Annotated in this window: 19 protein-coding genes and 1 pseudogene; 12 read left to right on the forward strand and 8 right to left on the reverse strand. The window is 68.7% G+C overall.

Features of this window, described 5'->3' with window-relative positions; translation table 11 throughout:
- Positions 1 to 22: 22 nt before the first annotated feature.
- From OG206_RS31255 to OG206_RS31270, 4 genes are all read right to left on the reverse strand, one after another.
- A complete protein-coding gene (locus tag OG206_RS31255) occupies positions 23 to 736 on the reverse strand; it encodes an SDR family NAD(P)-dependent oxidoreductase (protein WP_327121949.1) in 714 nt (237 codons plus the stop codon).
- Between the two features lie 234 nt (positions 737 to 970).
- Positions 971 to 1,246, reverse strand: a complete 276-nt coding sequence (locus tag OG206_RS31260) for a GlsB/YeaQ/YmgE family stress response membrane protein (RefSeq protein ID WP_327121950.1) — start codon at positions 1,244 to 1,246, stop codon at positions 971 to 973.
- A gap of 316 nt (positions 1,247 to 1,562) precedes the next feature.
- Positions 1,563 to 1,850, reverse strand: a complete 288-nt coding sequence (locus OG206_RS31265; protein WP_327121951.1) for a hypothetical protein — start codon at positions 1,848 to 1,850, stop codon at positions 1,563 to 1,565.
- Positions 1,851 to 1,882: 32 nt separating this feature from the next.
- Positions 1,883 to 2,200 (reverse strand): hypothetical protein, encoded by a 318-nt coding sequence (locus OG206_RS31270; protein WP_327121952.1) that lies wholly within the window; start codon positions 2,198 to 2,200, stop codon positions 1,883 to 1,885.
- Between the two features lie 298 nt (positions 2,201 to 2,498).
- On the opposite strand from OG206_RS31270, the gene OG206_RS31275 reads away from it, so the two are divergent.
- From OG206_RS31275 to OG206_RS31295, 5 genes are all read left to right on the forward strand, one after another.
- Positions 2,499 to 2,750: a hypothetical protein gene (locus OG206_RS31275; RefSeq protein ID WP_327121953.1), complete on the forward strand. Its 252-nt coding sequence runs from the start codon at positions 2,499 to 2,501 to the stop codon at positions 2,748 to 2,750.
- A gap of 336 nt (positions 2,751 to 3,086) precedes the next feature.
- Positions 3,087 to 3,809, forward strand: a complete 723-nt coding sequence (locus OG206_RS31280; protein ID WP_327121954.1) for a histone protein — start codon at positions 3,087 to 3,089, stop codon at positions 3,807 to 3,809.
- A 711-nt stretch (positions 3,810 to 4,520) separates the two neighbouring features.
- A complete protein-coding gene (locus tag OG206_RS31285) occupies positions 4,521 to 5,525 on the forward strand; it encodes a helix-turn-helix domain-containing protein (RefSeq protein WP_327121955.1) in 1,005 nt (334 codons plus the stop codon).
- Positions 5,526 to 5,744: 219 nt separating this feature from the next.
- Entirely contained in the window at positions 5,745 to 6,176 is a 432-nt protein-coding gene (locus OG206_RS31290; RefSeq protein WP_327121956.1) for a hypothetical protein, read from the forward strand.
- 98 nt (positions 6,177 to 6,274) lie between these two features.
- Positions 6,275 to 7,138, forward strand: coding sequence for a hypothetical protein (locus OG206_RS31295; RefSeq protein WP_327121957.1), 864 nt, complete (start codon positions 6,275 to 6,277; stop codon positions 7,136 to 7,138).
- 173 nt (positions 7,139 to 7,311) lie between these two features.
- Here OG206_RS31295 and OG206_RS31300 read toward each other — a convergent pair.
- Positions 7,312 to 7,950: pseudogene (locus tag OG206_RS31300) on the reverse strand (lysophospholipid acyltransferase family protein); the annotation flags it as partial.
- Between the two features lie 298 nt (positions 7,951 to 8,248).
- Here OG206_RS31300 and OG206_RS31305 point away from each other — a divergent pair.
- A complete protein-coding gene (locus OG206_RS31305) occupies positions 8,249 to 8,875 on the forward strand; it encodes a class I SAM-dependent methyltransferase (protein ID WP_327121958.1) in 627 nt (208 codons plus the stop codon).
- A 22-nt stretch (positions 8,876 to 8,897) separates the two neighbouring features.
- Here the strand turns inward: OG206_RS31305 and OG206_RS31310 are convergent, their stop codons facing one another.
- Positions 8,898 to 9,890, reverse strand: coding sequence for an endonuclease/exonuclease/phosphatase family protein (locus OG206_RS31310; RefSeq protein ID WP_327121959.1), 993 nt, complete (start codon positions 9,888 to 9,890; stop codon positions 8,898 to 8,900).
- A gap of 199 nt (positions 9,891 to 10,089) precedes the next feature.
- A complete protein-coding gene (locus OG206_RS31315; protein WP_327121960.1) occupies positions 10,090 to 14,286 on the reverse strand; it encodes a carboxypeptidase regulatory-like domain-containing protein in 4,197 nt (1,398 codons plus the stop codon).
- Positions 14,287 to 14,886: 600 nt separating this feature from the next.
- Here OG206_RS31315 and OG206_RS31320 point away from each other — a divergent pair.
- The 3 genes from OG206_RS31320 to OG206_RS31330 all read left to right on the forward strand — a co-directional run bounded on the left by OG206_RS31320 (position 14,887) and on the right by OG206_RS31330 (position 19,901).
- The gene (locus OG206_RS31320; protein WP_327122455.1) at positions 14,887 to 17,226 is read left to right on the forward strand and encodes a M4 family metallopeptidase; all 2,340 of its coding nucleotides are present in this window, start codon (positions 14,887 to 14,889) and stop codon (positions 17,224 to 17,226) included.
- 259 nt (positions 17,227 to 17,485) lie between these two features.
- Entirely contained in the window at positions 17,486 to 18,124 is a 639-nt protein-coding gene (locus OG206_RS31325) for an HAD family hydrolase (protein ID WP_327121961.1), read from the forward strand.
- A 223-nt stretch (positions 18,125 to 18,347) separates the two neighbouring features.
- The gene (locus OG206_RS31330; protein ID WP_327121962.1) at positions 18,348 to 19,901 is read left to right on the forward strand and encodes an MFS transporter; all 1,554 of its coding nucleotides are present in this window, start codon (positions 18,348 to 18,350) and stop codon (positions 19,899 to 19,901) included.
- 83 nt (positions 19,902 to 19,984) lie between these two features.
- On the opposite strand, the gene OG206_RS31335 is transcribed toward OG206_RS31330, so the two are convergent.
- A complete protein-coding gene (locus OG206_RS31335) occupies positions 19,985 to 20,542 on the reverse strand; it encodes a TetR/AcrR family transcriptional regulator (protein WP_327121963.1) in 558 nt (185 codons plus the stop codon).
- A gap of 112 nt (positions 20,543 to 20,654) precedes the next feature.
- Here OG206_RS31335 and OG206_RS31340 point away from each other — a divergent pair, with 112 nt between their 5' ends.
- From OG206_RS31340 to OG206_RS31350, 3 genes are all read left to right on the forward strand, one after another.
- On the forward strand, positions 20,655 to 21,341 hold the full coding sequence (locus tag OG206_RS31340; protein WP_327121964.1) for an SDR family oxidoreductase: 687 nt from the start codon (positions 20,655 to 20,657) through the stop codon (positions 21,339 to 21,341).
- A 356-nt stretch (positions 21,342 to 21,697) separates the two neighbouring features.
- Entirely contained in the window at positions 21,698 to 22,327 is a 630-nt protein-coding gene (locus OG206_RS31345; RefSeq protein WP_327121965.1) for a YceI family protein, read from the forward strand.
- Between the two features lie 811 nt (positions 22,328 to 23,138).
- Positions 23,139 to 23,294, forward strand: coding sequence for a hypothetical protein (locus OG206_RS31350; RefSeq protein ID WP_327121966.1), 156 nt, complete (start codon positions 23,139 to 23,141; stop codon positions 23,292 to 23,294).
- Positions 23,295 to 23,455 lie beyond the last annotated feature (161 nt).

Genomic DNA, 23,455 nt, shown 5'->3' on the forward strand with positions numbered 1-23,455 from the left:
CGGCGGCCGAGCGCGCGCCTCGTCAGTGCCCCGCGCTCTGGCCGCCGTCGACGTGCGAGATCTCGCCGGTGACGAACGGGGCCTGCTCGAGGTAGAGCACGGCCCGGACCACGTCGTCCACCTCGCCCATGCGGCGGACCGGGTGGCGCGCCGCCTGGAAGCCGTCGGGATCAGTCGGGTGCATGGGGGTCCGGATGACGCCGAGTGCGACGGTGTTCACCCGGATCCCGCGGGTGGCGTACTCGATGGCCAGCGACTTCGTGACCCCGTTCAGTCCCCCCTTGGTCAGGGACGCGAGCGCCGAGGGGACCTCGACATCGGCATTGTCGACGAGGCTGGTCGAGATGTTCACGATGTGGCCACCGTCATCGCGGGAGAGCATCGCGGAGATCACGCTGCGCGACACCTCGAAGAAACCGCGTACGTTCGCCCCGGTGACCAGATCGTAGTCCGCGTCGGTGTACTCGGTGAACGGCTTCGACACGAAGACCCCGGCGCTGTTGACCAGCGTGTCGACACGGCCGAAACGGTCGAGGGTCGCTTCTACCAGCCGCGCGCCGGCACCCGGCTCGGCCACGTCGGCCGCCAGGGCCAGCACCCCGGGGTCGCTCGACGCCGGGATGGAACGGCCGGTGGCGGTCACCGCGTACCCCATCGCGCGGTAGGCCTTCACCAGGGCGCCTCCGATGCCCCCCGAAGCACCCGTGATGATGGCGACTTTCCGTGTGGCGTTCATCAAGGACTCCTGTCGTTTCCGAACTCCACGGCCGCGACCACGAGTTCGACATGCCTCGGAGGTCATGCCCGTGACTGCCAGGCCACGATAAATCCGTCGGCCCGCGTCCGCACGGCGAGGAGCGCGTGGGGACGAGTGGGTGCGCCGCACCCGGGCGCACGCCGACGCCACTATGGAAAAGGGATCCGCGCACCCGACCGGTGCGCGGATCCCTTTTCGGCCTGCGAGTGCGTGTCAGGCGCGACGGGAGTGTCGGTTGCCTGTGATGACCCGGTACAGGGCCAGGAGGATGATCGAGCCGACGACGGCCGCGATCCATGTGGAGAGGTCGAAGAACCCGTCGATGGAGTCGACGCCGAATATGGCCTTGCCGAGCCAGCCGCCGAGGAGGCCTCCCGCGATGCCGATGAGCATCGTGATGATGATGCCGCCGGGGTCCTTGCCCGGCATCAGCGCCTTGGCGATGAGGCCGGCGAGCAGTCCGATGATGATCCAGGCGAGGATGCCCATGATGCGTCTCCTACCTCTCGTATAAAGATTGTGTCAACGCACCGTCTTTACCGCTTCGGCGTTTCCAAACACATCATTCACAACCGCTTTGCCGCGTCTTCGGCGGGCCATCGCGATCTCCACTTGCCCCGGATCGCCGGTGCGGCACAACGGTGATCGCGCGGCGTCTCGGCAGGGCGACGAGACAGCCCGAAGTCCTGTGACACGGGCGCGTGAGACATGCCGGTGGGCTGCGAGGACGTGTGCTGGACCATTGCGCTGCCCGCTGCCCGCTACTGGGGGAGCGGCGCCGGGTGCCGGCATCCGGAGGGGAGACTCAGCAGAACCAGCCGTTCTGTACCCAGCCGCGGCGGTTGATGTCTCCGTAGGCGAATCCGTAGACCCACTCTCCGCCGCCCTCCTCGACCAGGAACGTCTGGCCCCGGTACAGCGTGCCCATCCACGCCCCGTGGGGGGCGGTGACCCGTACGAACAGGTCCTGGGCGCAGACGGTTTCACGCTGTCCCACCGTGCCGTCGGCGGCAGCGGCCGGACCCGCGGTCATGGCTGTCACCGCGGCTGTCAGAGCCAGTGTCAGGGCACCGAGTCTGCTCGGGCTGGTCATCGGGAGAGTCCTCTCGTCGTCGGAGTATCAGGTCACCAGGATCCGTACCCACCGAGGCATTCCTGCCGGACGAAGCCCCAGTCGTTGGGACCGAAGTCGAACGTGGCAGCCCATCCGTTGTAGACGGGGTGTGCACCACGGGTGTGTCCGACCTTGTCGCCACGCAGCAGGACCCGCTTCAGGGTGGCCGGTCCGGAGGAACTGTCGTAGTTGGCGTAGAAACTCGCACTGTCGCAGACGATGACGGCGTGCTCGGGCACCGTCGGTTCCGCGTGTGCGGTTCCGGAGGCCACCACGGTGAAGGCAGCGGCGGCGGACAGGGCGAAGCCGAGCGAGCGAGTCGTGTTCATGACATACATCATGAACCGTGATCGCCGCCGCGTCGAGACGGCGGTGTGCTGCGCGGCTCGACGTCAGGTGGGCGCGTGCGCCTGGCGAACGAGAGCCGGTCGCGCGGCGATCGCCGGCTCACTTCCGGCCCTCACCGGAGCCACGTGTATGGGCCCGGTTGTTGTTCGTCGGCTCGTCGGCCTGCGCCCGATCAGGTTCATTCTCCGCCCGGCGAGTGCGCCGTCGGCTCCGTTGCACGGCCTGAGGTAGAGCCTGGTGCCTCGCCCCATTCGTTGCGCACTTCTGAGAGGGAGCCCCATGCTTCGTCGTATTGCGATCACCCTTGCCACCGTTGCCGCCGCCGGATTCGTGGCTGCAGCGCCCGCGGCCGCCAACGACTGGGAGGGCGTGACCGAGGGTGCCGGCTATCAGAAGATCGAGGGCGCTCGCGCGGCCGGCGAGTACCTGAACCTCGGTGGCCCGTACGGGATCACCTACGCCAAGGGGAAGAAGGCGCACTTCGAGGGGGAGAGCGGCTACTACTACACCCAGTACCTGCACGGAAACTGACCGACTGACCCGGTGTTCGCGGACGTCATCAGGGCAGAGCCGAGGCTCCTGTGGCGCTGCGGCGGCGCCGAGGTCGGCCGGTCGGCGGCCGGCAACGCAAGGCCCGGACCCGTGGGCGCATTCCGGGGGTCCGGGCCCTCGCCATGCGTGCGGCCGGCATGGGGTGGATTCAATGAATCCGTGGCCGACCCCCAGTCCCTCTTCCTGCGCACGTATCCGGCGCACCGCGCACAATGGAGAGGGGCCGCCGATGCACAGGCACGGGGGCGAAGCCCCCGACCGCCGACGTGTGCAGGCTAAACCGTCGCCCATCGCAACAGTGTGAGGCGCACTGCTATGGACACCACCACCAGGGCAACTCTCGTGGCCGCGCTCGCGGCCGGATACATCATCGGCAGGACAAGGCAGGGGAAACTCGTTCTGGGCCTCGCCGCCCTGGCTGCCGGTAAATCACTCGACCCGAAAACTCTCATCGACGCCGGGGTGCAGAAGCTCGCCGAGAATCCGCAGTTCGCTCAGCTCGGTGAACAAGTACGCGAGGAACTGCTCACTTCCGGGCGCGGAGCGCTTTCCGAGGCGACCGATCGAGGTGTCGCGTCCCTGAGCGAGAATCTGCAGCAACGCTTGCTCGCCCTGACCGGCGCACCCGACGGCGGACGCGAGGACGAGTACACCGAAGAAGAGGAGATCGCCGGCGAGGAGCCGGAAGAGGAACCGGCGGACGAGGAACTCGAAGACGAGGAACTCGAAGACGAGGAGCCGGAGGCCGAGCCGCCTGAAGAGCAGCCGGCGGACGAAGAACTCGAGGCATCGCGGCCCCCGCGCCGCCGTCGGACGACGAGGGTGACACCCGCGCAGCCCACCGACAGGAAACCCGGGCCGGAGAACCCTCCTGCGAAGAGGGCAATGGCTCGAAAGGCTGCGCAGAGGAAGCCGGGGCCCAAGAACCCCCCTGCCAAGAAGGCGATGGCGCGTAAGGCGGCGGACGACCGGGCGGCCGGGAAGAAGGCTCCGCGCAAACGCGGAGCGGCACGCACAACACGCAGTGGGCCCAGGTAACCCAAGGCGACCAGGACTCCGCAGGAAAGCACCGGAACGGCCGCGACGCAGCGCGCGGCGCCGGCCACACTCCGCAACCGCGGCAGCCCTTGCCGGATCCGGCCTCACGACTGCGTACGGTGTCCGACGCCGGACAACGCCTCCTACCTCGTCCTGCCTCCGCACGACGGCGACCGAAGGCCGGACACCGCCTCGACCGTGCCGCGCAGGAAGGCCGATCACGGCGGCCTCGGGCCGCTGGAGTGCTACGGCGGTCCCAGGGGACTGCCCTGCTCGCCGCACGAAACCAACGCGTCGCCGCGCATCCCCCGCCAGTACGCTCGCCGCCTTCGTCGCGGACAAGAATCTTCGGCTGTCATGCAACCGATCCCATGCCCCGGCGGTCGTAGTTGGCGTCAGAACCTCTCGGAAGGAGAATCGAGGGGCCGCGGGGTTCTGATACGGAGGGGGAGCCGAGCAGCCGGGCCGCACGATCGGGTCGCTCGAAAGTCGATGCCCCCTGCGCGGAACGCGCTCAGCCCTCTGCCGCCGGCCTCCGCCCGGGCGGCGGTGACGCGTCCGCAACGACAGAGCGAGGAGGCAGCCGGTACCTGCGCAGTCCCCGTGACGGTGCGGCTCCGGCCTGCTCCCAGGATCTGCTGTCCAGGGAGGCGGAGCCCGAGCATCGACCGGCAGCTCCAGCAGGAGGACTGCCGAACGGGGGAAACGTCCTTGCTGCGTATCCACTTCACGTCCGGCGACCTGACCCGCATCCAGGTGGCGAGTACACCCGATCCACTGTGGGAAATCGTCTTCAGCCTCCAGCGGCTCCAGACCTCGCAAGGCCGCTGGGCCTACGCCGACTGGCATCACAGCACCCGTGCCACGCTCGCAGGCACCCGCCTCGGCGCGGCCGTACGCCGCCTGCTCACGCCGATGCTGCCCAGGGCTCCTTACCTGCCCGACTTCCTCACGCCGCACGAGTCCGCCCACGGACTGGAGCGGGGGCTTGCCGCGATCCTCGACACCCCGCCCGCCCGCGTCGCCCACGAGATGGACCTGCTGGCCAGGATCAGCGGCGCCCCGGACTGGGCGCCCAGGATGGCCGAACGCGCCAGTCGGGACGAACTGGTCCGAGTCATGCGGGCGTACCACGACGCCGTCATCGCACCCCATCACGACCGCATGTGCGAGTCGCTCGCGGGCGAGCGAGGGCTGGTCGCACGCGCGACTCTGGACAGCGGTGTCGGCGGACTGCTCGCCGGCCTCTCGCCCTCCATGCGATGGCGTCCGCCCGTGCTGCACGTCGACTACATCGAGGACCGCGACCTCCACCTCGAAGGCCGCGGACTGCGTCTGGTGCCCTCCCACTTCTGCTGGAAGCTGCCGATGTCCCTGGCCGACGGCACCCTGCGGCCGGTGCTGGTCTACCCCGTGCACGGCGCACGGCCTCCCGAGCCGGCCCGCCCCGATCTCGCCCTGTGCGCACTGCTGGGCAGGACCAGAGCCACCGCGCTGCGCACCCTCGCCCTCGGTGCGACGACTTCGGAGCTCGCCCGGTCCCTGGGCGTGACGCCCGCCACGGCCACGCACCACACGACGATCCTCCGTGACGCCGGACTGATCACCAGCCGCCGCGTCCAGAACACCGTCCTGCACGTCCTCACGCCTCTCGGCGCGGCGATGCTCCGCGGGCCCGCACCGGTGCCGTGCGCGGAGACATCCGGTCATCGGTAGGAACCGCCCGTCACGGTCCACATCGGAATCTGCTGCCTCAGCGCCCCTGCCGTCACCGCAGCCCCACAGGAACTGGGCATTCCACCGCCTGGCACGGCACTTTCGACCCTGTTCGAAGGTCGTGGTGGGGCGGGACCCGCGATGCGAGTGTTTTCCGCGACACCACAAGGGCCCCGGCGCACGCCGAGCGCCCGTCACGATCCGACAGGGGAGACACACATGCTGAAGAGGCCAGGCATCAACCGCACCGTCGCCGCCGGAGCACTCGCGCTCGTCACCGCCGCGACCGGTGTGGCATTCGCCCCCGTGGCGTCGGCCTCCGCGCAGGCCTGTGCCGCCTCGTCGCTGACCACGGGCGGCTACAACGGCGTCGGCACGATCCGCAACAAGTCAGCCAGCAGCACCTGCGGCGACCTCAACCTGACGTACTCCTACAACAACGCGTCCCCGATCTACGACTTCTACGCGGGCCGCCTGCGCCGCTCGAACGGGACCTGGCTCACCTGTGCCGCCGGGTACGTCTACGCCGAGGACGGCTCCCACAGCCTGAACGACTCCGACTACTGGCTGTGCACCGATGTCGCCGACAACACGCCGTTCACCGTGGCCAGCTACAACGGCGGCGGCGACACCGTCACGATCACCCACTGATCCAACGATCCGCTGATTCATCTGATCCCGAGTTCCTGGGGTGCCGGCGGCGCACGAAGACCGGCGGCACCCCGGGGCGACCTCCAGGAAGGACGGACGTGCCCAACAGGTCCCTCGCGCGCATCGCCACTGCCGTGTCCACCGTGCTGCTCACCGCCGCGTGCAGTACGGCCGTCGGCGCGCCCGACGGACAACAGCCCGCCGCGGAAGCGCCCGGGCGTCTCACCCATGCCCTGCCGGACGACCCAGCGCGCATGGTCCTGCCCGCCACCGGTGCCGAAACCCGATGGACCCAGGGCCTGAACGTCTTCGGACAACAGGTTGCCAGGGCTGCCGCCGCCGAGTGTGCCCGTGCAGGTGGATTCGGGCTGACCGAAGAGGTTCCTGTGGCGTTCATCCCGTTCGGCGACCTGCCTGACCTCGGCTTTCTCGGCCGGCACGGGTTCGGGCGCAGTGCCGAGGTCCCTGCGGGTCCGGCGGCGCCCGCCCCGGCCCGGCCCGGCGAGGCCGCCGAGATCGACCGCTGCCGCGCGGTGGGGGCGACCGCCGCAGAGCAGGTGGCGAAGGGCTACCAGCCGCTGCAGAGAGCGTGGTTCGGAGCGCTGGACACGGCGATGAAACGGGACGCCGCCGCCGGCCGGGCTCTGCGCGACCTGCCAGGCTGTCTCGCCGGTGAGGGCTATGCAGCAGCCGGCCAAAGGGCCTTCTTCGCGCTGGTCGACCGCCGCCTGATGGGCACCCCCGCAGCCGACCTGGCCCGCGTGAACACCGAACTCGGTGCCGCCTACGCCCACTGCATGCGCCCCGTCGAGGCCGTCCGCGAACCCGTCCGCCGAAAGCTGCGGGAACGCTTCCTCGCCGACCACGCGGGCGAGACCCGTGACCTGCGCACCGTCCTCTTCCCAGCCCTCCACCGCGCCGGAGAACGCTACGGCGTGCGTCTCGTCTTTCCGGCGCCCTGACCCGCAGCGTGGGAATACCGAGCACCCGTCGGGCCCGCGCTGTGCAGCCCGCCCAGCCGTCCGACCCCCCTCTCGTCGGGGTTGCGGTTGTCGCTGCGGCAACTTCTACCGTTGCAGAGCAGGGCCGACGAGCACACCGGGCCGACGCCGAGCCCGTGCAGGCGGAGATCCACGCCCAGGCGGTGGGCGGCCGTACGCCACGCGGTGGTCACGGCGGTGTGCGCCGTCGATGTCCTGAGAACGCGGCTGCCGGTCAGTTCGAGCGGCGCGCCGATGTGCACATGAAGGTCCGGTCGGCGCAGCGGCGCTGTGACGAGACCGCCGAGCTGTTTGATCGTGCTGCCCGAGGTGACTCGGCGGGCGCCGGCCTGGCCCACGGGCACCACGGGAGCGCCGGTGCGCTCGGCAAGCCGGGCCAGGCCGCTTCGGAACGTTCCGGGTGGCGCTTCCGCGGCGTCCTTGCGGCGAGGCAGACCGCCCTCGGCGTAGATGAGGACAAGTCGTCCCCGCTCCAGGGCTTCCGCCGCGGCGTCCAGAGAAGCAGCGGCGCGGCGGTCCCCGCGGACGACGGGGATGTGCCCTTCGCGTGCGAGCGCGCGACCGAGGAGCGGGATGCGCCACAGACCCGCGGCCGCCATGATGACCGGCTCGGCTCCGAGGCGGCGCAAGGCCGCGACCACGATGGCGGGGTCGGCGAGAGAGGTGTGGTTGGCGGCGATGATGCTGCCCGGCGCGAGATGAGCGCCGGGGTCGGAGGTCACCGACAAACGGCCGACGGTGGGCACCAGGATGTCGGCGATACGACTGAGCATGAGGGGCCCCTGGGATCGATGATGTTGATCTCCATCGTCCTGGGCAGGCACCGATCGGACATGAGTCGACCTACTCATCCAGCGGGCTGTGCTGCCGAGTACGTGCGTCCGGGCCTCCTTCCGCACGCATGCGGGCAGCTCCGGCTCGCCGACCGGCGAAGCCCAGGCCGATCCCGCACCGCGGCGCGACGGAGGTGGGCTAACAGCAACGTCCCCGTGCTGTGTACCTTCGTAGGGGCTCGCGAGGGCTCCACCCGCTCCGTACGGGCGGGGCGAGGCTGACCGGAAGGCATGCACAATGACTGGGCAACGCGACCGCTGGGCTGAACTGACCGGCGGACAGTCCGGGGAGGAGTACGCCCAGCGTTTCGCGCGGCTCGCAGAATCCGGCCAGGACATCCACGGCGAAGCCGCCTTCTGCGCCGCGCTGCTGAAACCGGCTTCCCGGGTACTCGACGCGGGCTGCGGCACCGGTCGCATCGCGATCCGGCTCGCCGAGCTGGGCCACCACTGCACGGGCGTGGACGTCGACTCCTCCATGCTTGCCGTCGCCCGCCGCCAGGCACCTGGACAGGAGTGGTTCCTCGGTGACCTGGCCGAGCTGGATGCCCTGGGCCTCAGCCTTGGGTTCGACCTGGTACTCGCCGCCGGAAACGTCATTCCCTTGCTGGCTCCCGGCACCGAATCAGCCGTGATCCGGCAGTTGGCAGCCGCGTTGCGGCCCGGCGGCCTGCTGGTCACAGGCATGGGGCTGGATGCCGCACACCTGCCATTGCCTGAGCCCCCGGTGACCCTCGAAGAGGTCGACCACTGGTGCACGACGGCCGGTCTGACCCTGCGCGGGCGCTACGCGTCCTGGGGCGGCGATCCCTACCGCCCGGGCTGTGGGTATGCCGTCAGTGTGCATGTCCGCCCCGCTGTGTGAGTCGTCGCCGTAGCCTCCTTGCTCAGGTGACGCGGTCCTTCGTCGGCAGCAGCGCCAGTACCGCGACGACCGCCCGGTGATCGGTACCCGGCACAGTGCGCTCGCCCGCGGAAACCCCCGCCAGGCCCGGGCCGTGCAGGACGTGGTCCAGCTGGATGAGAGGCGGTACAAAGGCGAGGCCGACGGGCCATGTGCGGCTCCATCCACGGCCGAGTTCGGCATGGACGTCGGTGAGGCCGGCCGCGAGCAGGTCGCGCATCGAGGCGTGGTCGAGGGAGGCGTTGAAGTCGCCCAGAAACACGGTGTCGGGCCGGCTTCGCCGGGCCACAGCGGTCAGGGCGGCCATGTCCCGCGCCCAGCGTTCGGTGTCCCCCAACGGGTAGTAGGTGTGAACAGCGACGAAGTGCACCCTCCGTCCGTCGGCCGTGACCTCGGTGGTGGTCTGGGGCCACGCGGTATCGACGTGCGTCGTGCCACCGTCCGACAACGGGCGCCTCGAATAGATCGAGGAGTCGTATTCGGGGTGGAGTTCCCGGAAGGGCATCAGCGTGCCCAATCCCGCCTCGTCGAGGGCCTTCACGCCTGCCGAAGGCGTCTGTTCCACGGCCAGCACATCGATCCGCTCGGTGCGGACCAGCTCCACCACCGCTCGGGGATCCGCTGCGCCGCCGTTGGTGTTGAGGGTGGCGACCCGCAACTCGGGCGATTGCGCGGGCACGTGCCGACGCTCAGGTACGAACCGTGGTGCCAGCACCGCGGCGTGGGCGAGGACGAGAGCCGCGGAGACAACCACGGCCCATCGGGACCGAAGCGCGGGAACCGTTGCCGTCATGGCCAGCACGACCGCGCAGAGAACCGTCGAGTAGGGAAAGAGCACCATGGGCACCGCGACCGGTGTTGTCGCGTCGAGCCCCGTCAGCCGGACGACGAGCAGAGTGGCGGGTGGGCCAAGCGCGATGACACAGGCCGAAATGTTCCATGACTGTCCTCGCCGGCCGAGCGCCTTCCCCGTCATACGCCCCCACTCCTGAGTCGTGCCCGGCGAGTTGGTCGTGATCACCGGTTCGGGTACGGGGACGTCCGCACAGTACGCATGGTTCCGTGGTCGACCTGCGCGCCTCACGCGCACGGCCATACACGTGTGCCCGGCCGGAAAGCCCGGCCGGGCACACGCCTTCATCCGGTCGGCGGGCCCGCCCGCAGACCTGATCCGGCTACTGGGTCCGCAGGGCGAAATCGGCCGTGGTCCGGCCGCCGCCGACGGTCTTCACCTCCTGGCTGCTCGCGGCGTACCCGTCATACGTGACGGTGACCGTGGTCTTGTCCGTGGAGCTCTTCACCCACACGTGGTACACACCCTCGGCGTCGGTGGTGGTGGTGACGAGCTCCTTGCCGCCACGGGACAGCACGATCTTTGCGCCGGGGAGCTTGGTGCGGCTTCCCGCAGTGACCGTGCCGGTGATCTCCGCGTACGAGGCGGGAGCGGTCGCCTTCAGCGCGACCGGCACCGGTGCGTTCCGGTAGGGAGAGTCGTCGATCATCGACAGGGCGGCGGCGTAGCCGCCCGGAGCGGTGAGCGTCCGGACATCCGCCGTGACGCGGACCTTGGTGGAGCGGCCCGGTGCCAGGGTCACCTTCGTCGAGCTCGTGGACAGCCAGTGGACGTCGTCGCCGGCGCACTGGTCGGTCCCGGTCAGGATGGCCGCACCTGTGGTGGTGATTCCCGTCGGCGTGTCCTGGCCACCGATATCGATGAGTCCGCAGCCGGTGCTGTGTCCTCCCCGGTTCGTCCAGCGGGGCGTCTCGGGCAGGGTCGTCCAGGCATCCGTGACCGGGTCGTACTCAACCGTGTGGGATTGCTTGGGGTAGCCGTCGCCCCATATATGCCCTCCGACTACCTGCAGCTTTCCGCCGGCCGCCGCATAGGAAGCCCCTGCCGTCGCATAGGGCATGTCGGCGACCCGGCGCCATGCGTCCGCCGCGGGGCTGTAGGTGAAGGTGCGGGCCGTGTATGCGATGTGGCTCTCGGAACCGGACTCATCGGCCGGCACGGTGTAGCCGCCGGCGGAGCACACGAGACCGTCGGTCACGCCGCCGCACCCGCCGTGTGTGAGCGCGATCGGGTAGTCGGCGATCCGGTTCCACTTGTCGCGGGCAGCATCGTAGCGATAGGAGGCTTTCGTGTCGTCGAGTGAGCCGTCCTTCCCGCCTATGTAGTAGAGCTTCCCGTCGAGAACCGCAGCCGATCCCGAGCCGGATGCCTCCGGAAGGTCGGCCACCCGGGACCAGCTGTTGCTCCGGGGGTGGTACGCGAAGGTGGTGGATGAGGGGACCGACAGACCTTCGTCACCGAAGTGGTAGCCGCCGACGACGTACAGGGTGCCGTCCAGGAAGGCACCTGCGGCGTCCGTGCGCGGTTCCGGAAGCCGTGCGATGCGCGACCAGGACTTGGCGCCGGGGGCCAGGACGAAACCGTCCGCATAGATGGTTGCGCCGGCATAGCCGCCCACAGAGTAGACGCTGCCCTCGTAGGAGCTGACGACGTTGTCCTTGACCGCCTTGGGGTAACCGGGAAGGTCGCGCCACGGTCCGTCCTCGGCGGCTGTCCACGCCTTCGCGGCCGTGTTGCGGCTCTGCTCGGCGAGAGCGACCGTGAGCGGCTTACGACCGGTGTTGGTGAGCGTGATGTCCTGACTGGCCTTCCCGTCCAGGGCCGCGGTCAGTCCCACCTTCCCGGAGGTCACCTTCAGCTGCCCGGCGTTCAGAGCAGGGTTGTACTCGCTCACCCTGCCGGAGACGGAGACCCTGCCCACGCCGGTGGAGTAGCGGGGTGCCGAAGTGGAGATCGAGCCTCGCCCGGCGTGCGGGCTGTACAGCCAGTAGGACCCGTCGGACCGGTTGTCGCCCGGCATCCTCGCGCTGACGGCGGTGCGATACGGGTCCGTCTTCGGAGCCCAGGTAGCGGTCACCGCGGCGCCGTTGAGGGGGCGCTGGGTGTTCGCATCCTTGACGACGCCGGTGATCAGCCCGCCGCCGAGTGCTTGGCACTTGCCGACCAGCACGTTGTCGATCTGGACCTGTGAGTACCCCTGGCCCTTGAACTGGAAGCGCAGCCGGACGTCGGTGTGGCCGAGCGCCGAATCGAGCGGAACGGTCACATGGTGCGACCGTACGATCGGGCTGGTCTCCTTGAACACACTGGACCACGTCTGCCCGGCGTCGATGCTGACGGCAGCATCGAAGGTGGCGCCGTTCTCGAGGGCGTCGTACATGGTCGTGTCGAAGTGAAGGTCGGCATCGGTGTGCCGGCTCAGATCGAAGGCCGGTGAGGTCAGGGTGGTGTCCTCGACGGCGCTCAAGTCCCCGTCTATTCCGGGAGAGGCCGTGGCGAAGCCGCCGGTGCCACCGGTCTCATTGGCCGTGCCGGGCTGATCGAACCGCCAGCCGCTGGTGGTCCCGTCGGCGTTCGAGGCGCTCCACCCATAGCGGGGTTCGATGCCCCAGTCCTCGAAGTCGGCCTGTGCGGCGTAGCCGTAGCCAGGGGCCACGCATGACGTGACGTCGGCCTTGACGGAGAAGTCGTGGCGCACGTCCTTCGTGCCGAGCGCGATCCTGATGCCCGACGGCGTCTTGTAGCCGGGATAGACCGGCGTGGCGTGCAGCGTGTAGGTGGTTCCGCTCGGCAGATCCACCGAGTAGACGCCCGTCTTGGGGTTGGTGTAGAACACCCGGCCGGGCACCTCGTCGAACGTGATCTTCGCATAGAGCGGCCAGCCCTGACCGGAGCCGTCGACGAGCTTGCCCGACACCTTCCGCGTGGGGAGCTTCACGAGTGCGAGGTCGGCCTTGGCGGCCTTGCTCGCGGTAACGAGGGCGGTGCCGGTGGCGGTCCGGTGGCCGAAGAGGGACACGGACGCCTTGTACGTCCCGGGCGAGACGTTGAGCCGGTATCCGCCGTTGCCGTCCGTCTTCGTGGAGTAGGCGAGCCGGCCGGCGCTGTCGGCCAGCGTCACGTGCTGACCAGTCAGCGGCTTGTGTGCCCCGTCGGTTACCTTGCCGCTCAGCGTGCCGGTCGGCCCCTGACGGAAGGCCGCCGTTCCGTTGGGGGTACCGAGGCCGGTGGGGCCGTCGTAGCCCACGGCGCCGTTGCAGAGGTAGGCGGGGGAGCAGGAGCCGTTGGAACCCGAGGTGATGTCGTTGAGGCGGGGGTTCGCATAGGGGTAGCCGGCGGGCTGTGTCCCCTCCGCCACCGGGCCGGCCAGCGCGTACGTCGCCGCGATGATCGGAGCCGCGGCGCTGGTCCCGCCGTACTGACCCCAGCCCTGGCCGTACGTGCCGTACGTGTTGTAGACGGCGACGCCGGTCTCCGGGTCGGCGACCGCGGAGACGTCGGAGACCGAACGCCGTTCGCACCCCGTGTCTTTCTGGTAGGCGGGCTTCGGCGCGAAGGCCGAACAGCCCGATCCGGCACCTGCCCAGGCTGTCTCGTTCCAGCCACGCGTGGTGGACCCGTCCCGGACCAGGGAGGTACCGCCGACGGACGTGACAGTGGAGGCGGAAGCGGGGAACGTGACACCGTAGCTGCTGTCACCACTGCTTGCGACCACTGCCACGCCGGGGTGGTCGAAATACCGCTCCGCGAGATCCGTGAACTCGACGGACTCAGCGGTGCCCGACGTGGTGGAGTAGGGCAGTCCGTAGCTGTTGGACACGTAGGTCGCACCAAGCTCGACCGCCGTGTTCACGCTCTCGCCCAGGTCGGTGAACCTGGAGCTGTCGGCCTCCACAAGGATGATCTTGGCCTTGGGTGCGACGGCCGACACCATGTCCAGGTCGAGGGCGATCTCCGAGGCCCATCCGCTCTCGGGGGAGGGGTACTCCCCCTCGTCGCCGCGCTGGTTGACCTTGACGAACTGACCTTCTTCCAGCGGCGGAAGGCCGAACTGCTTCCGATACAGCGCGAGGTCGGTGGCAGCCTTCGGATTGTCGTAGGCCGCGACGACGGCGACGGTCGCGCCGGCGCCACCGTCGGCGGGAAGGTTGTAGGCGCTCAGCAGGTCGCCTGGCGCCAGACCCGCCGGCGTGTCGGAGGCCGCGCGCAGCCCTTTCCCGCCGTGGACGTCCGTGACCCGCATCGCGAAGCAGGTCGCCTCGTGCGCCGACTTCGGGACGTCGCACGCCGCGTCCACGTTGTCCGGCGTACGGTCGGAAGAGGCGGCGGCATCCTTCCGCGCGCGCTTCTGGTCGGCGATCATTTTGTCGATCGTGGCCCGGTCGCCGGGGGACAGCGAACTTCCGGCCCGCGCTGCGGGACCGGCACCCAGGGCGGGCGTCGGCGCCGCGGCGAGGACCCCGAGACAGGCGGCGGCTATCAGCGCCGGCAGGGCGCGGGAACGCCCACGTCTTTCCATGAACAAGTTGACCCTTCGAATCCAGGCGGGGCGGGTCAAGCCGATTCCGGAAGGCTTCCGGCGTGTGGCACCCCTCGATTGCGGTGCCCACCGGTCTCTCACGGCTTCGAAGGTACTCGTCCAGCCGGATGAGTCTCCTGGGCGCGAACACTCCTCGGTGCGACGTTGTCCCGGCGCCCCGTACGAACGTGTTGCCAGCCGTGAGTATGCAGGCCCGGTCGGCAAACTTGAAAGAGCAAGCATGGCAATGATCGTGCAATGGCTGGAAAGTGTCATGTGGCGCGGAAGTCGGAACCCGCACATGACGCACTGTCACTTTGTTTACTGGCGACCGCGGGGAGGTCTCACGCGATGGCGCACGTACAGTGAGGGTCCGGAGTCGATTTTCGGCCAAAGTGATCATGCCCACATGACACGAACCAGCGGAAGATGTCACTCTGTGCCCGTTTCAAAGCCATGTAGTTTTGCAACACACGTCATCCGGGCGGTCCGCGACACATGGCGATCTGCCCGGACCGCCCCGGCCACCCTCGGCGGAGGCCGCAGAGAGAGTGATACGTGCGCACACCCAGATTCACCGCAGGCGCCCTCATATCAGGAATGGCTGTGATCGCCGTCAGCCTTCCCGTCGGCCCGGCCTCGGCCGACAGCCACACCGCAGTGACGGCAGCTCGTACAGACGTCCGCCCGACAGCAGCTCCCGCGCCCCGTGCGGGTGCGCTGCCGGCCCAGTTGTCCCCGACCGAGCGGGCGGCCCTGCTGACCCGGGCCCGGTCCCAGCGGGCAACCACGGCTTCCCAGTTGCGCCTCGGCGCCAAGGAGCAACTGGTCGTCAAGTCGGTCGGCAAGGACAGGGACGGAACGACCCACACGCATTACGAGCGCACATACTCCGGAATGCCTGTCCTGGGCGGTGACCTGATCGTCCACCGGAACCCGGGCGGCGCTGTCACCGGCACCGACATGGCCACCAGGACCTCGATCACGGCGACCGGCGCCAAGGCCGTCAAGAGCGCCGCCTCGGCCAGGCGCTACGCGCTGTGGGCGGCGAGGAAGGACGGTGTCGTCCACCCGTCCGCCGCCACGCCCCGCGCCGTCATCTGGGCCGCGAAGGGGAAGCCGAAGCTCGCCTGGGAGTCGGTGGTCGAGGGAACGCAGCAGGACGGCACACCGAGCCGTCTGCACGTGATCACGGACGCCACCAGCGGTGTCGAGATCCGCCATTACCAGGACATCCAGACCGGCATCGGCCACAGCCAGTACAGTGGGCAGGTCGACCTCACCACGACGCCCTCGGGGCAGACGTTCAGCATGAGCGACAGCACCCGAGGTGGCCATGAGACGTACGACCTCAACCACGGGGACACCCTCAACCTCTACCGTGACGACGACGACGTCTGGGGCGACGGCAGCGGCGCCAGTGTGCAGACCGCCGGTGTCGACGCCGCCTACGGTGCTCAGACGACCTGGGACTTCTACAACGACAAGTTCGGGCGCCGGGGAATCCGCAACGATGGCGTCGGCGCGACGTCCCGCACGCATTTCGGCACGGACTACGTCAACGCCTTCTGGGACGACGACTGCTTCTGCATGACCTACGGCGACGGGGAGGGCGACACCCATCCGCTGACCGAACTGGACGTAGCCGGGCACGAGATGACCCACGGTGTCACCTCCAACACGGCCGGCCTGATCTACGAGGGCGAGTCCGGCGGCCTGAACGAGGCCACCTCGGACATCCTGGGCACCGGTGTGGAGTTCTACGCCGACAATCCGGCCGACCCCGGCGACTACCTGATCGCCGAGAAGCTCTTCGCCAACGGTGCGCCGCTGCGATACATGGACAGGCCGAGCAAGGACGGGTCGTCGCCGGACTACTGGTTCAGCGGCCTCGACAAGGTCGAAGTCCACTCCTCGTCCGGCCCCGCCAACCACTTCTTCTACCTGCTGGCCGAGGGCAGCGGAGCCAAGACGATCAACGGAGTGAGCTACGACAGCCCCACGGCAGACGGGCTGTCCGTACCCGGCATCGGCCGGGACAACGCCCTGAAGCTCTGGTACAAGGCGCTCACCGAGCGTTTCACCTCCACCACCGGATACCAGGCCGCCCGCGTGCAGACCCTCCAGGCCGCCGCCGATCTCTGGGGTCAGGCAAGCTCCACCTACACCATCGTCGCGGACACCTGGGCGGCGATCGGTGTCGGCGCCCGCCCCGCCGGGGCGTACGTCACCAACCCTGGGAACCAGCACAGCGTGGCGGGTACGCCCGTGTCCCTCCAGCCCCGCACCGGCAGTATCTACCCCGGTGTCACCAACTCCGCGACCGGTCTCCCGACCGGCCTCACGATCAACGCCACCACCGGGCTGATCTCCGGCACTCCGAGCAAGGCGGGCACCAGCCAGGTCACTCTGACGGTGCGTGACTCGAAGAACACCGTCGCCACCGCCCGCTTCACCTGGACCGTACAGCCCTCAGGCAGCGGCTGCGGCGTGAGCCAACTGTTCGCCAACCCCGGCTTCGAGAGCGGGGCCACAGCCTGGTCGCAGAGCCCCGGCGTGATCGACAGCAGCTCCGAAACCCCGGCGCGCACCGGTCGTTACAAGGCCTGGCTCGGTGGCTACGGCACCACTCACACCGACACGCTGTCCCAGAAGGTGACCATCCCGGCCTCCTGTACGTTCGCCACCCTCACCTTCCACCTTCTCGTCACGACCGATGAAGCCGCGAAGTCGGCTGCTTACGACAAGCTGACCGTCAAGGCAGGCACGGCGACTCTGGGCACGTGGTCCAACCTGGACAAGAGCACCGGATACGTCCAGCGGACGGTCGACCTGACCGCCTATGCGGGCAAGACCGTCACTCTCACGTTCACAGGCACCGAGGACTCCGTGTCCCAGACCGCCTTCCTCATCGACGACACCACGGTCAGCGCCATCTGAGCCGTGTTCAGACCGCGGCCCGGGACGACGCCACGTCGTCCCGGGCCGTCGGCGCGCAGGCGTCAGAGCCACGTCCCACGCCGCCCACCACCCACAACCAAGCGCAGCCGTGATCCGATCGCCTGGGCTCGCAACAAGGCTGTCACGGACTTCCGAAGGTGCTTGACCCGGTCCAGGAGGGCAGGGCGACAGTGATCACGGACTCCATGCGCGAGTCGTCTGTGCTCGGTGGCTCGGCGGGACGAGGAGGGGAGTCCGGGTGAGTGAGACCTGCGTCATTCTCGACATCGGCGGTGTGCTGGAGATGACCCCGGAGACGGGATGGGTGCAACGCTGGGAGGAGCGGCTGGATCTGCCACCAGGCACTGTGCACGAGCGTATGGGCGACGTATGGCAGGCGGGAAGCATCGGGACCATCGCCGAACAGGAGGTACACGATCAGGTGGCCCGACGCCTGGGACTCGATGCCTCCGAGGTCCATGCCTTCATGGCCGATCTCTGGACGGAGTACCTGGGGACGCCTAACGAGGAGCTCATCGCGTACGTGCGAGCGCTCCGTGGCGCTTGCAGGCTGGGCATTCTGAGCAACAGTTTCGTCGGTGCCCGGGAACGCGAGACGTCGCTGTACCGCTTCGACGAACTGGTTGACCGGATCGTCTACTCGCATGAGATCGGGATCGAGAAGCCCGACCCACGTGCCTTCGAAGCCATATGCGCCGGCCTGGAAGTCCGGTCGGAGGGGTGCCTCTTCATCGACGACTTCGCGGTCAACGTCGAGGCGGCCCGAGCGGCGGGCATGCAGGCGTTCCTGTTCGAGGACAACGCCCGAACGATCGCGCGCATCGCGGCCCATCTGGATTCCGCTGCCCAGGACGCGGGGTGTGTTCCGCTCGGCTGATGTCGGTCGCGCGGTCGTCGGAGCGCCGTCCGAGTTCCCTGCCGTCCTGTCGACCGGCCCGATATTCGGCTGGACACGACGAGGTGGGCGGACCGCGGTCCCACCGCACTGGCCTACGCATGGATACGCAGAAATGGCCTGTTTCGTGATGTTCTGTCCTGAGTGTTGCGCAGATGCGGCACGGCGGCACAGGTCAACCGGCCCACTGCGAAGGATGACGTCGATGAGCGATCCGTCGAGCCCCCGCCCGCCTGACGGGACGCAGAGCGGCAGACCGGGCGACTCGCAGACCGAGGTCACCGGATCAGAGGTGGACGAACCCGATCCGCACCGCTGGTGGGCGCTGGCCGTCATCGCGACAGCGCAGCTCATGGTGGTGCTCGACGCGACGATCGTCAATATCGCCCTCCCTTCCGCGCAGCGCGCTCTCGGCATCAGCAACGGGAACCGCCAGTGGGTGATCACCGCGTACACCCTGGCCTTCGGCGGTCTCCTGCTGCTGGGCGGAAGAGTCGCCGACCTCGTCGGCCGCAGGCGTACGTTCATCATCGGGCTCATCGGCTTCGCCGGCGCCTCCGCGATCGGCGGGGCGTCCGGCGGCCAGGAGATGCTCTACCTCTCCCGCGCGCTCCAGGGAGTATTTGCCGCTCTCCTGGCGCCCTCCGCGCTCTCTCTGCTCACCACGACCTTCCCCGGCGGTAAAGAACGCGCTCAAGCCTTCGGCATCTTCAGCGCCATCGCAGGTGGCGGCTCCGCCATCGGGCTGCTCCTCGGCGGCATTCTCACCGAATGGCTCAGTTGGCGGTGGTGTCTGTATGTGAACGTACCCATCGCCATCCTCACCGTCATCGGAGCGCTGACACTGCTCAGGGACCGCAGAGGAACCACGGGCGCGCATCTCGACATCCTGGGCGCGTTCCTCGGAAGCGGGGGCCTCGTCGCGATCGTGTATGGATTCAGCCGGGCCGAGGCACTCGGATGGACCTCTACGGAGGTCCTCACCGTGCTGAGCATCGGCGTCGCACTGCTCGTCACGTTCGCCTGGTGGCAGACCAGGTCATCCGGTCCGCTGCTGCCCCTGCGGATCGTGCGGGACCGCAACCGCGGAGGCTCGATGCTCGTGATGGCGATGACGACGATCGGCCTGTTCGGCGCGTTCCTCTTCCTCACGTACTTCCTGCAGAACATCCTCGGATACTCGCCGCTCAGCGCAGGACTGGCGTTCCTGCCGCTGTCCGCCGGAATCATCATCGGCTCCACCCAGATCTCCGCCCGGCTGCTCCCGCTTGTGGCGCCACGTCTCCTGCTGGTGCCAGGACTGCTGCTGAGTGCCGGCGGCATGTTCTCGCTGACGTTCCTCGACATCGACTCCACGTATGCCGGGCACATTCTGCCGGGAACTGTCCTGTTGGGCTTCGGGCTCGGACTGACCTTCCTGCCCATCATCTCGACGGCCACGATCGGGGTTCCGGCCAGGGACTCGGGCGTCACGTCGGCAACCGTCAACACCGCTCAGCAGGTGGGCGGTTCCATCGGCACGTCTCTCCTGAACACGATCGCGACCACCGTGACGGCGACGTACCTGACCAGCCACCTCGCCGCAGCGGCCCGCGAGGGCGGTCTGACCCCGGCCGAACGAATGAGAATCGTGAACACCGGCACTGTCCACGGCTTCACGGTGGCCATCGCCTGGGCTGCGATCATTCTGCTCGCCGCTGCGCTCATCGGCGCGGTCATGATCAACGGCAAGTCGCCCCGGGCCCGCGCGGCGGAGTGACGTCCCGCGCCTTGAGGCCTGCCGGTGGGGTAGGGGGCGGTCCATTCCGCCTTGGGGGTGACGGGCGGCCACAGCGCTTCTCGTCAGTCGGCGTCCGTCAGTGCTCGGTGCGCGGCGGCGAGGATGTCCTCGGAGAGCGGGGAACCCTCGGTCGCCCGGGCCAGGACGAGCGCGCCGAACATGGTGCACAGCCGGGCGATGCCGTCCTGGTCATCAGTGGCGAGCTGCGCGGCGAACGCACCCACCCCCTCGGTGAAGATGCGGCTCGCCTCGCGGTCTTCGGGTTCGCGCGCCATGTCGATCGCGAGGGCGGCGACGGGGCACCCCTCTGCCGGATTGTCGCGGTGCTCGACGGAGAGGTAGCTGTCGATCAAGGCCCGCTGGGCGGGGCCACGCGTTCCGGACTGCTCCACCTTGTCCTGCTGGAGCCGGGTGAACTCGTTGAACGCGTGGGCGGTGGCCTCGTTGACGAGTGCCTCTTTCGAGGCGAACTGCTTGTAGAAGCCGCCATGGGTCAGGCCGGACGCCTTCATGAGGTCGGCGACGCTGACGTGGGTCCCGTGCTCGCGGAACAGCCGAGAGGCGGTCTCCACGACCCGTCGGCGGTTCTCCTCCGCTTGAGCCTGCGATACGCGGCCCATGAGCCACCTCCATTCGGATGTCGATTGGCATCTATCGTAAACCAGTGTTTAGATTGTAGATGTAATCTAAAACTCCGGGCGGATGGATCGGCCCGCAAGGCAAGGAACTGAGATGGAACTGAAGAGCGCTGTCGTCGTCGTCACCGGTGCCAACCGCGGTCTGGGGCGGCACCTGGCCGCCCAGCTCGTGGAGCGCGGAGCAAAGGTGTACGGGACGGCCCGCCGGCCCGAGACGATAGATCTCCCTGGCGTCATCCCTCTGCGAGTGGACGTGACGGACGAGGGATCCATCCAGGCGGCGGCCCGCGCCGCGTCCGACACGACGTTGTTGGTCAACAACGCCGGTATGTCCACCGGCGCCTCTCTGGCTGCGGGCGACCTGGATGCCGTCCGGCTGGAGATGGAGACGAACTTCTTCGGGCCACTTGCCACGACCAGGGCGTTCGCCCCCGTCATCGAGGGCAACGGCGGAGGTGCAGTGCTGAACGTCCTGTCGGTCCTGTCCTGGCTGCACCCGGCTGCCCTCGGGTCCTACGCCGCGACCAAGGCGGCCGCATGGGCGCTGACGAACGCGACCCGGCAGGAGCTGGAGCCCCGGGGCATCGCCGTCTCGGCGTTGCACGTGGCCTATATGGACACCGACATGGCCGCGGCCGTACCCGCCGATCAGAAGACCGATCCCTCGGATGTCGCGAGGCAGGCCCTGGACGGCATCGAAGCGGGCTTGTCCGAGATTCTGGCGGACGAGACCACTCGCGCCGTCAAGGGGAACCTTTCCGCGTCGCTGAACGCGGCGTAACGCACACTCTGCCCCAGCCTCTCGCTGGTCACCTCGGGTGGCCCTCGGGGGCGAGGTGTACGAGCGCCTCCTCTCCGGAGTGGGCCCTGTCCCGCACAGCTGCGCCGACCCCGTGCTCGCTCACGGGGTCGGCGCCGTGCGAGGTCTCGGCAAAGTTGTCGCGCCGCTTGTGTACGGCCTCATGGGGCCCTCCGTCGGCGTTCGGGCGCTGGAGCCGTGGACGGCGGGTGTGCCGGGCCTGTGGCCCGAGATCCAGTGACGGCCGTCACGGAGCAGGTGCGCGCCCCGGGGAATGGCCGGGAGGCTCGATCTGGTTGACAGATAAACCAAATGCAATCCCTCTGAAGGAGCATGTCATGGGTCTGTTCAACCGTAAGAGCGCTTCTGCTTCCGCTTCTGTGTCCACGGCTGTGGCTGGGGGGACTGCGGTGGAGTCGGGTTCGAGTCTGTCGCATCTGACGGGTGACTACGTGATCGATTCGACGCACAGCGAGATCGGGTTCTCGTTGAAGTATGCGAAGGTCACGACGATGCGTGGGCGTTTCACGGAGTATGACGGGCGGCTGCGTCTGGATGGTTCGACGCCTTCGGCTTCGACGGCGGAGGTCGTGATCAAGGTTGCGAGTATCGACACGGCTCTGGCCGGTCGTGACGAGCACCTGCTGAACGGTGATTTCTTCGCGGTGGAGGAGTTCCCGGAGATGACGTACCGCAGCACGAGTGCGGAGCGGGTCGATGAGGACACGTTCCGGATGAACGGTGATCTGACGATCAAGGGTGTGAGCCGGCCGGTTGCGCTGGAGCTGACGCTGAACGGTGAGGTCGTGGACCCGATGGGTAATGTGCGTGTCGGTTTCGATGGTTCTGCGACGATCAGCCGCAGTGACTGGGGTCTGACGTACAACGCGGCGCTGGAGGGTGGCGGTGTCCTGATCAGCGACAAGGTGAAGCTCACCTTCGACATCTCCGCCATCCGGGAGGCCTGAACCGGCCGACGTATCTGATCCGGCCCGGACACAGCTGCCGGGCCGTGCTCCCCGAGGGTGGTGGGACCGACCACCACCCACCGAGCCCGCACCCCCCCTGCGCGACCCGGCAGTAGACGCCTGGCGTCGGTGCCGGGCGCTGCGGACGAGAGCTGCCGGATCCATAAGGATCACTCCGGCGATCTCCGTGTCGATGATGTCGCCGTCCTCCGCCGCCGCGCGGACCGCGCGACAGCGGCGTCCTTCGAAAGCGCGTCGAGGGCCCGTCTCACCCACCCGGGCATCATGCCTGAACGCCCACGACCGTGATCATCCGGGCATCCTGCAGTCCGCGACCCCGTGGGGCGGAACGTACGGGCATGACTCCTTCCGCCGACGCCCGGCTGCGTAGCCGTCGGCTCACGCCGTCAACAGCAAGCCGGGCCGCGGCGAACGAGAACGCGCGGCAGGATGCAGCCCCGGGAGCGGAGTCGGGGCGGTGTGTCTCGGCCACCGTGCGGGTGGCCGGGTGCTGGGCCTGAAACTCATGGCCTCCTGGGCCGAACGCTCCCCCATCTCATCGCTGGGGTGGGGTACCTGCCGTGGCGCAGCGTCCTGCTCGCCTCAGCGGCTGCCGGCTCGGTCGAGATCGCGATGTTCCTCACCATGCGGATCGGTGGCGTGCTCCTGGTCAGCGGCGTGTGCGGCGGTCCTCCTCGCCCCAGTCGACGGCGTCGGCCGGCGGATGGTGACGACGGTGAGAGCGAACCCGATCGCTGTCTGGGCGGTGACGGCGGTTCCCACGTAACGCTGGTCGGCGACTTCACTGAGGGTGGTCGAGAAGACCCCGGAGCCCGCGATCACGGCGGCGCACCGCACCGTGCAGAAGGAGTGCGCCTTCCTCCTGCTCGCGCCCGGGCCCCTCGCCGGTGCCCTCGCGATGCGCGCACTGCGCGGCGGCGTCGCATCCACCGCACCATCGCAGTGAATCAAGCAGCTGCTTTGCTGCCTTCTCGAATCGTCGCGTACGGAAGCCGGGCACAGCCTGACTTCGGGGCCCGAAGCTCAGGTCTCCCTCTACAGCATGAGCGGCACTCACGCGCTGGATGTCAAGAGGTGTTCATGCTACGCCTCCCTTGTGATCATGCG

Source organism: Streptomyces sp. NBC_01341 (genome assembly GCF_035946055.1).
Taxonomy (GTDB): domain Bacteria; phylum Actinomycetota; class Actinomycetes; order Streptomycetales; family Streptomycetaceae; genus Streptomyces.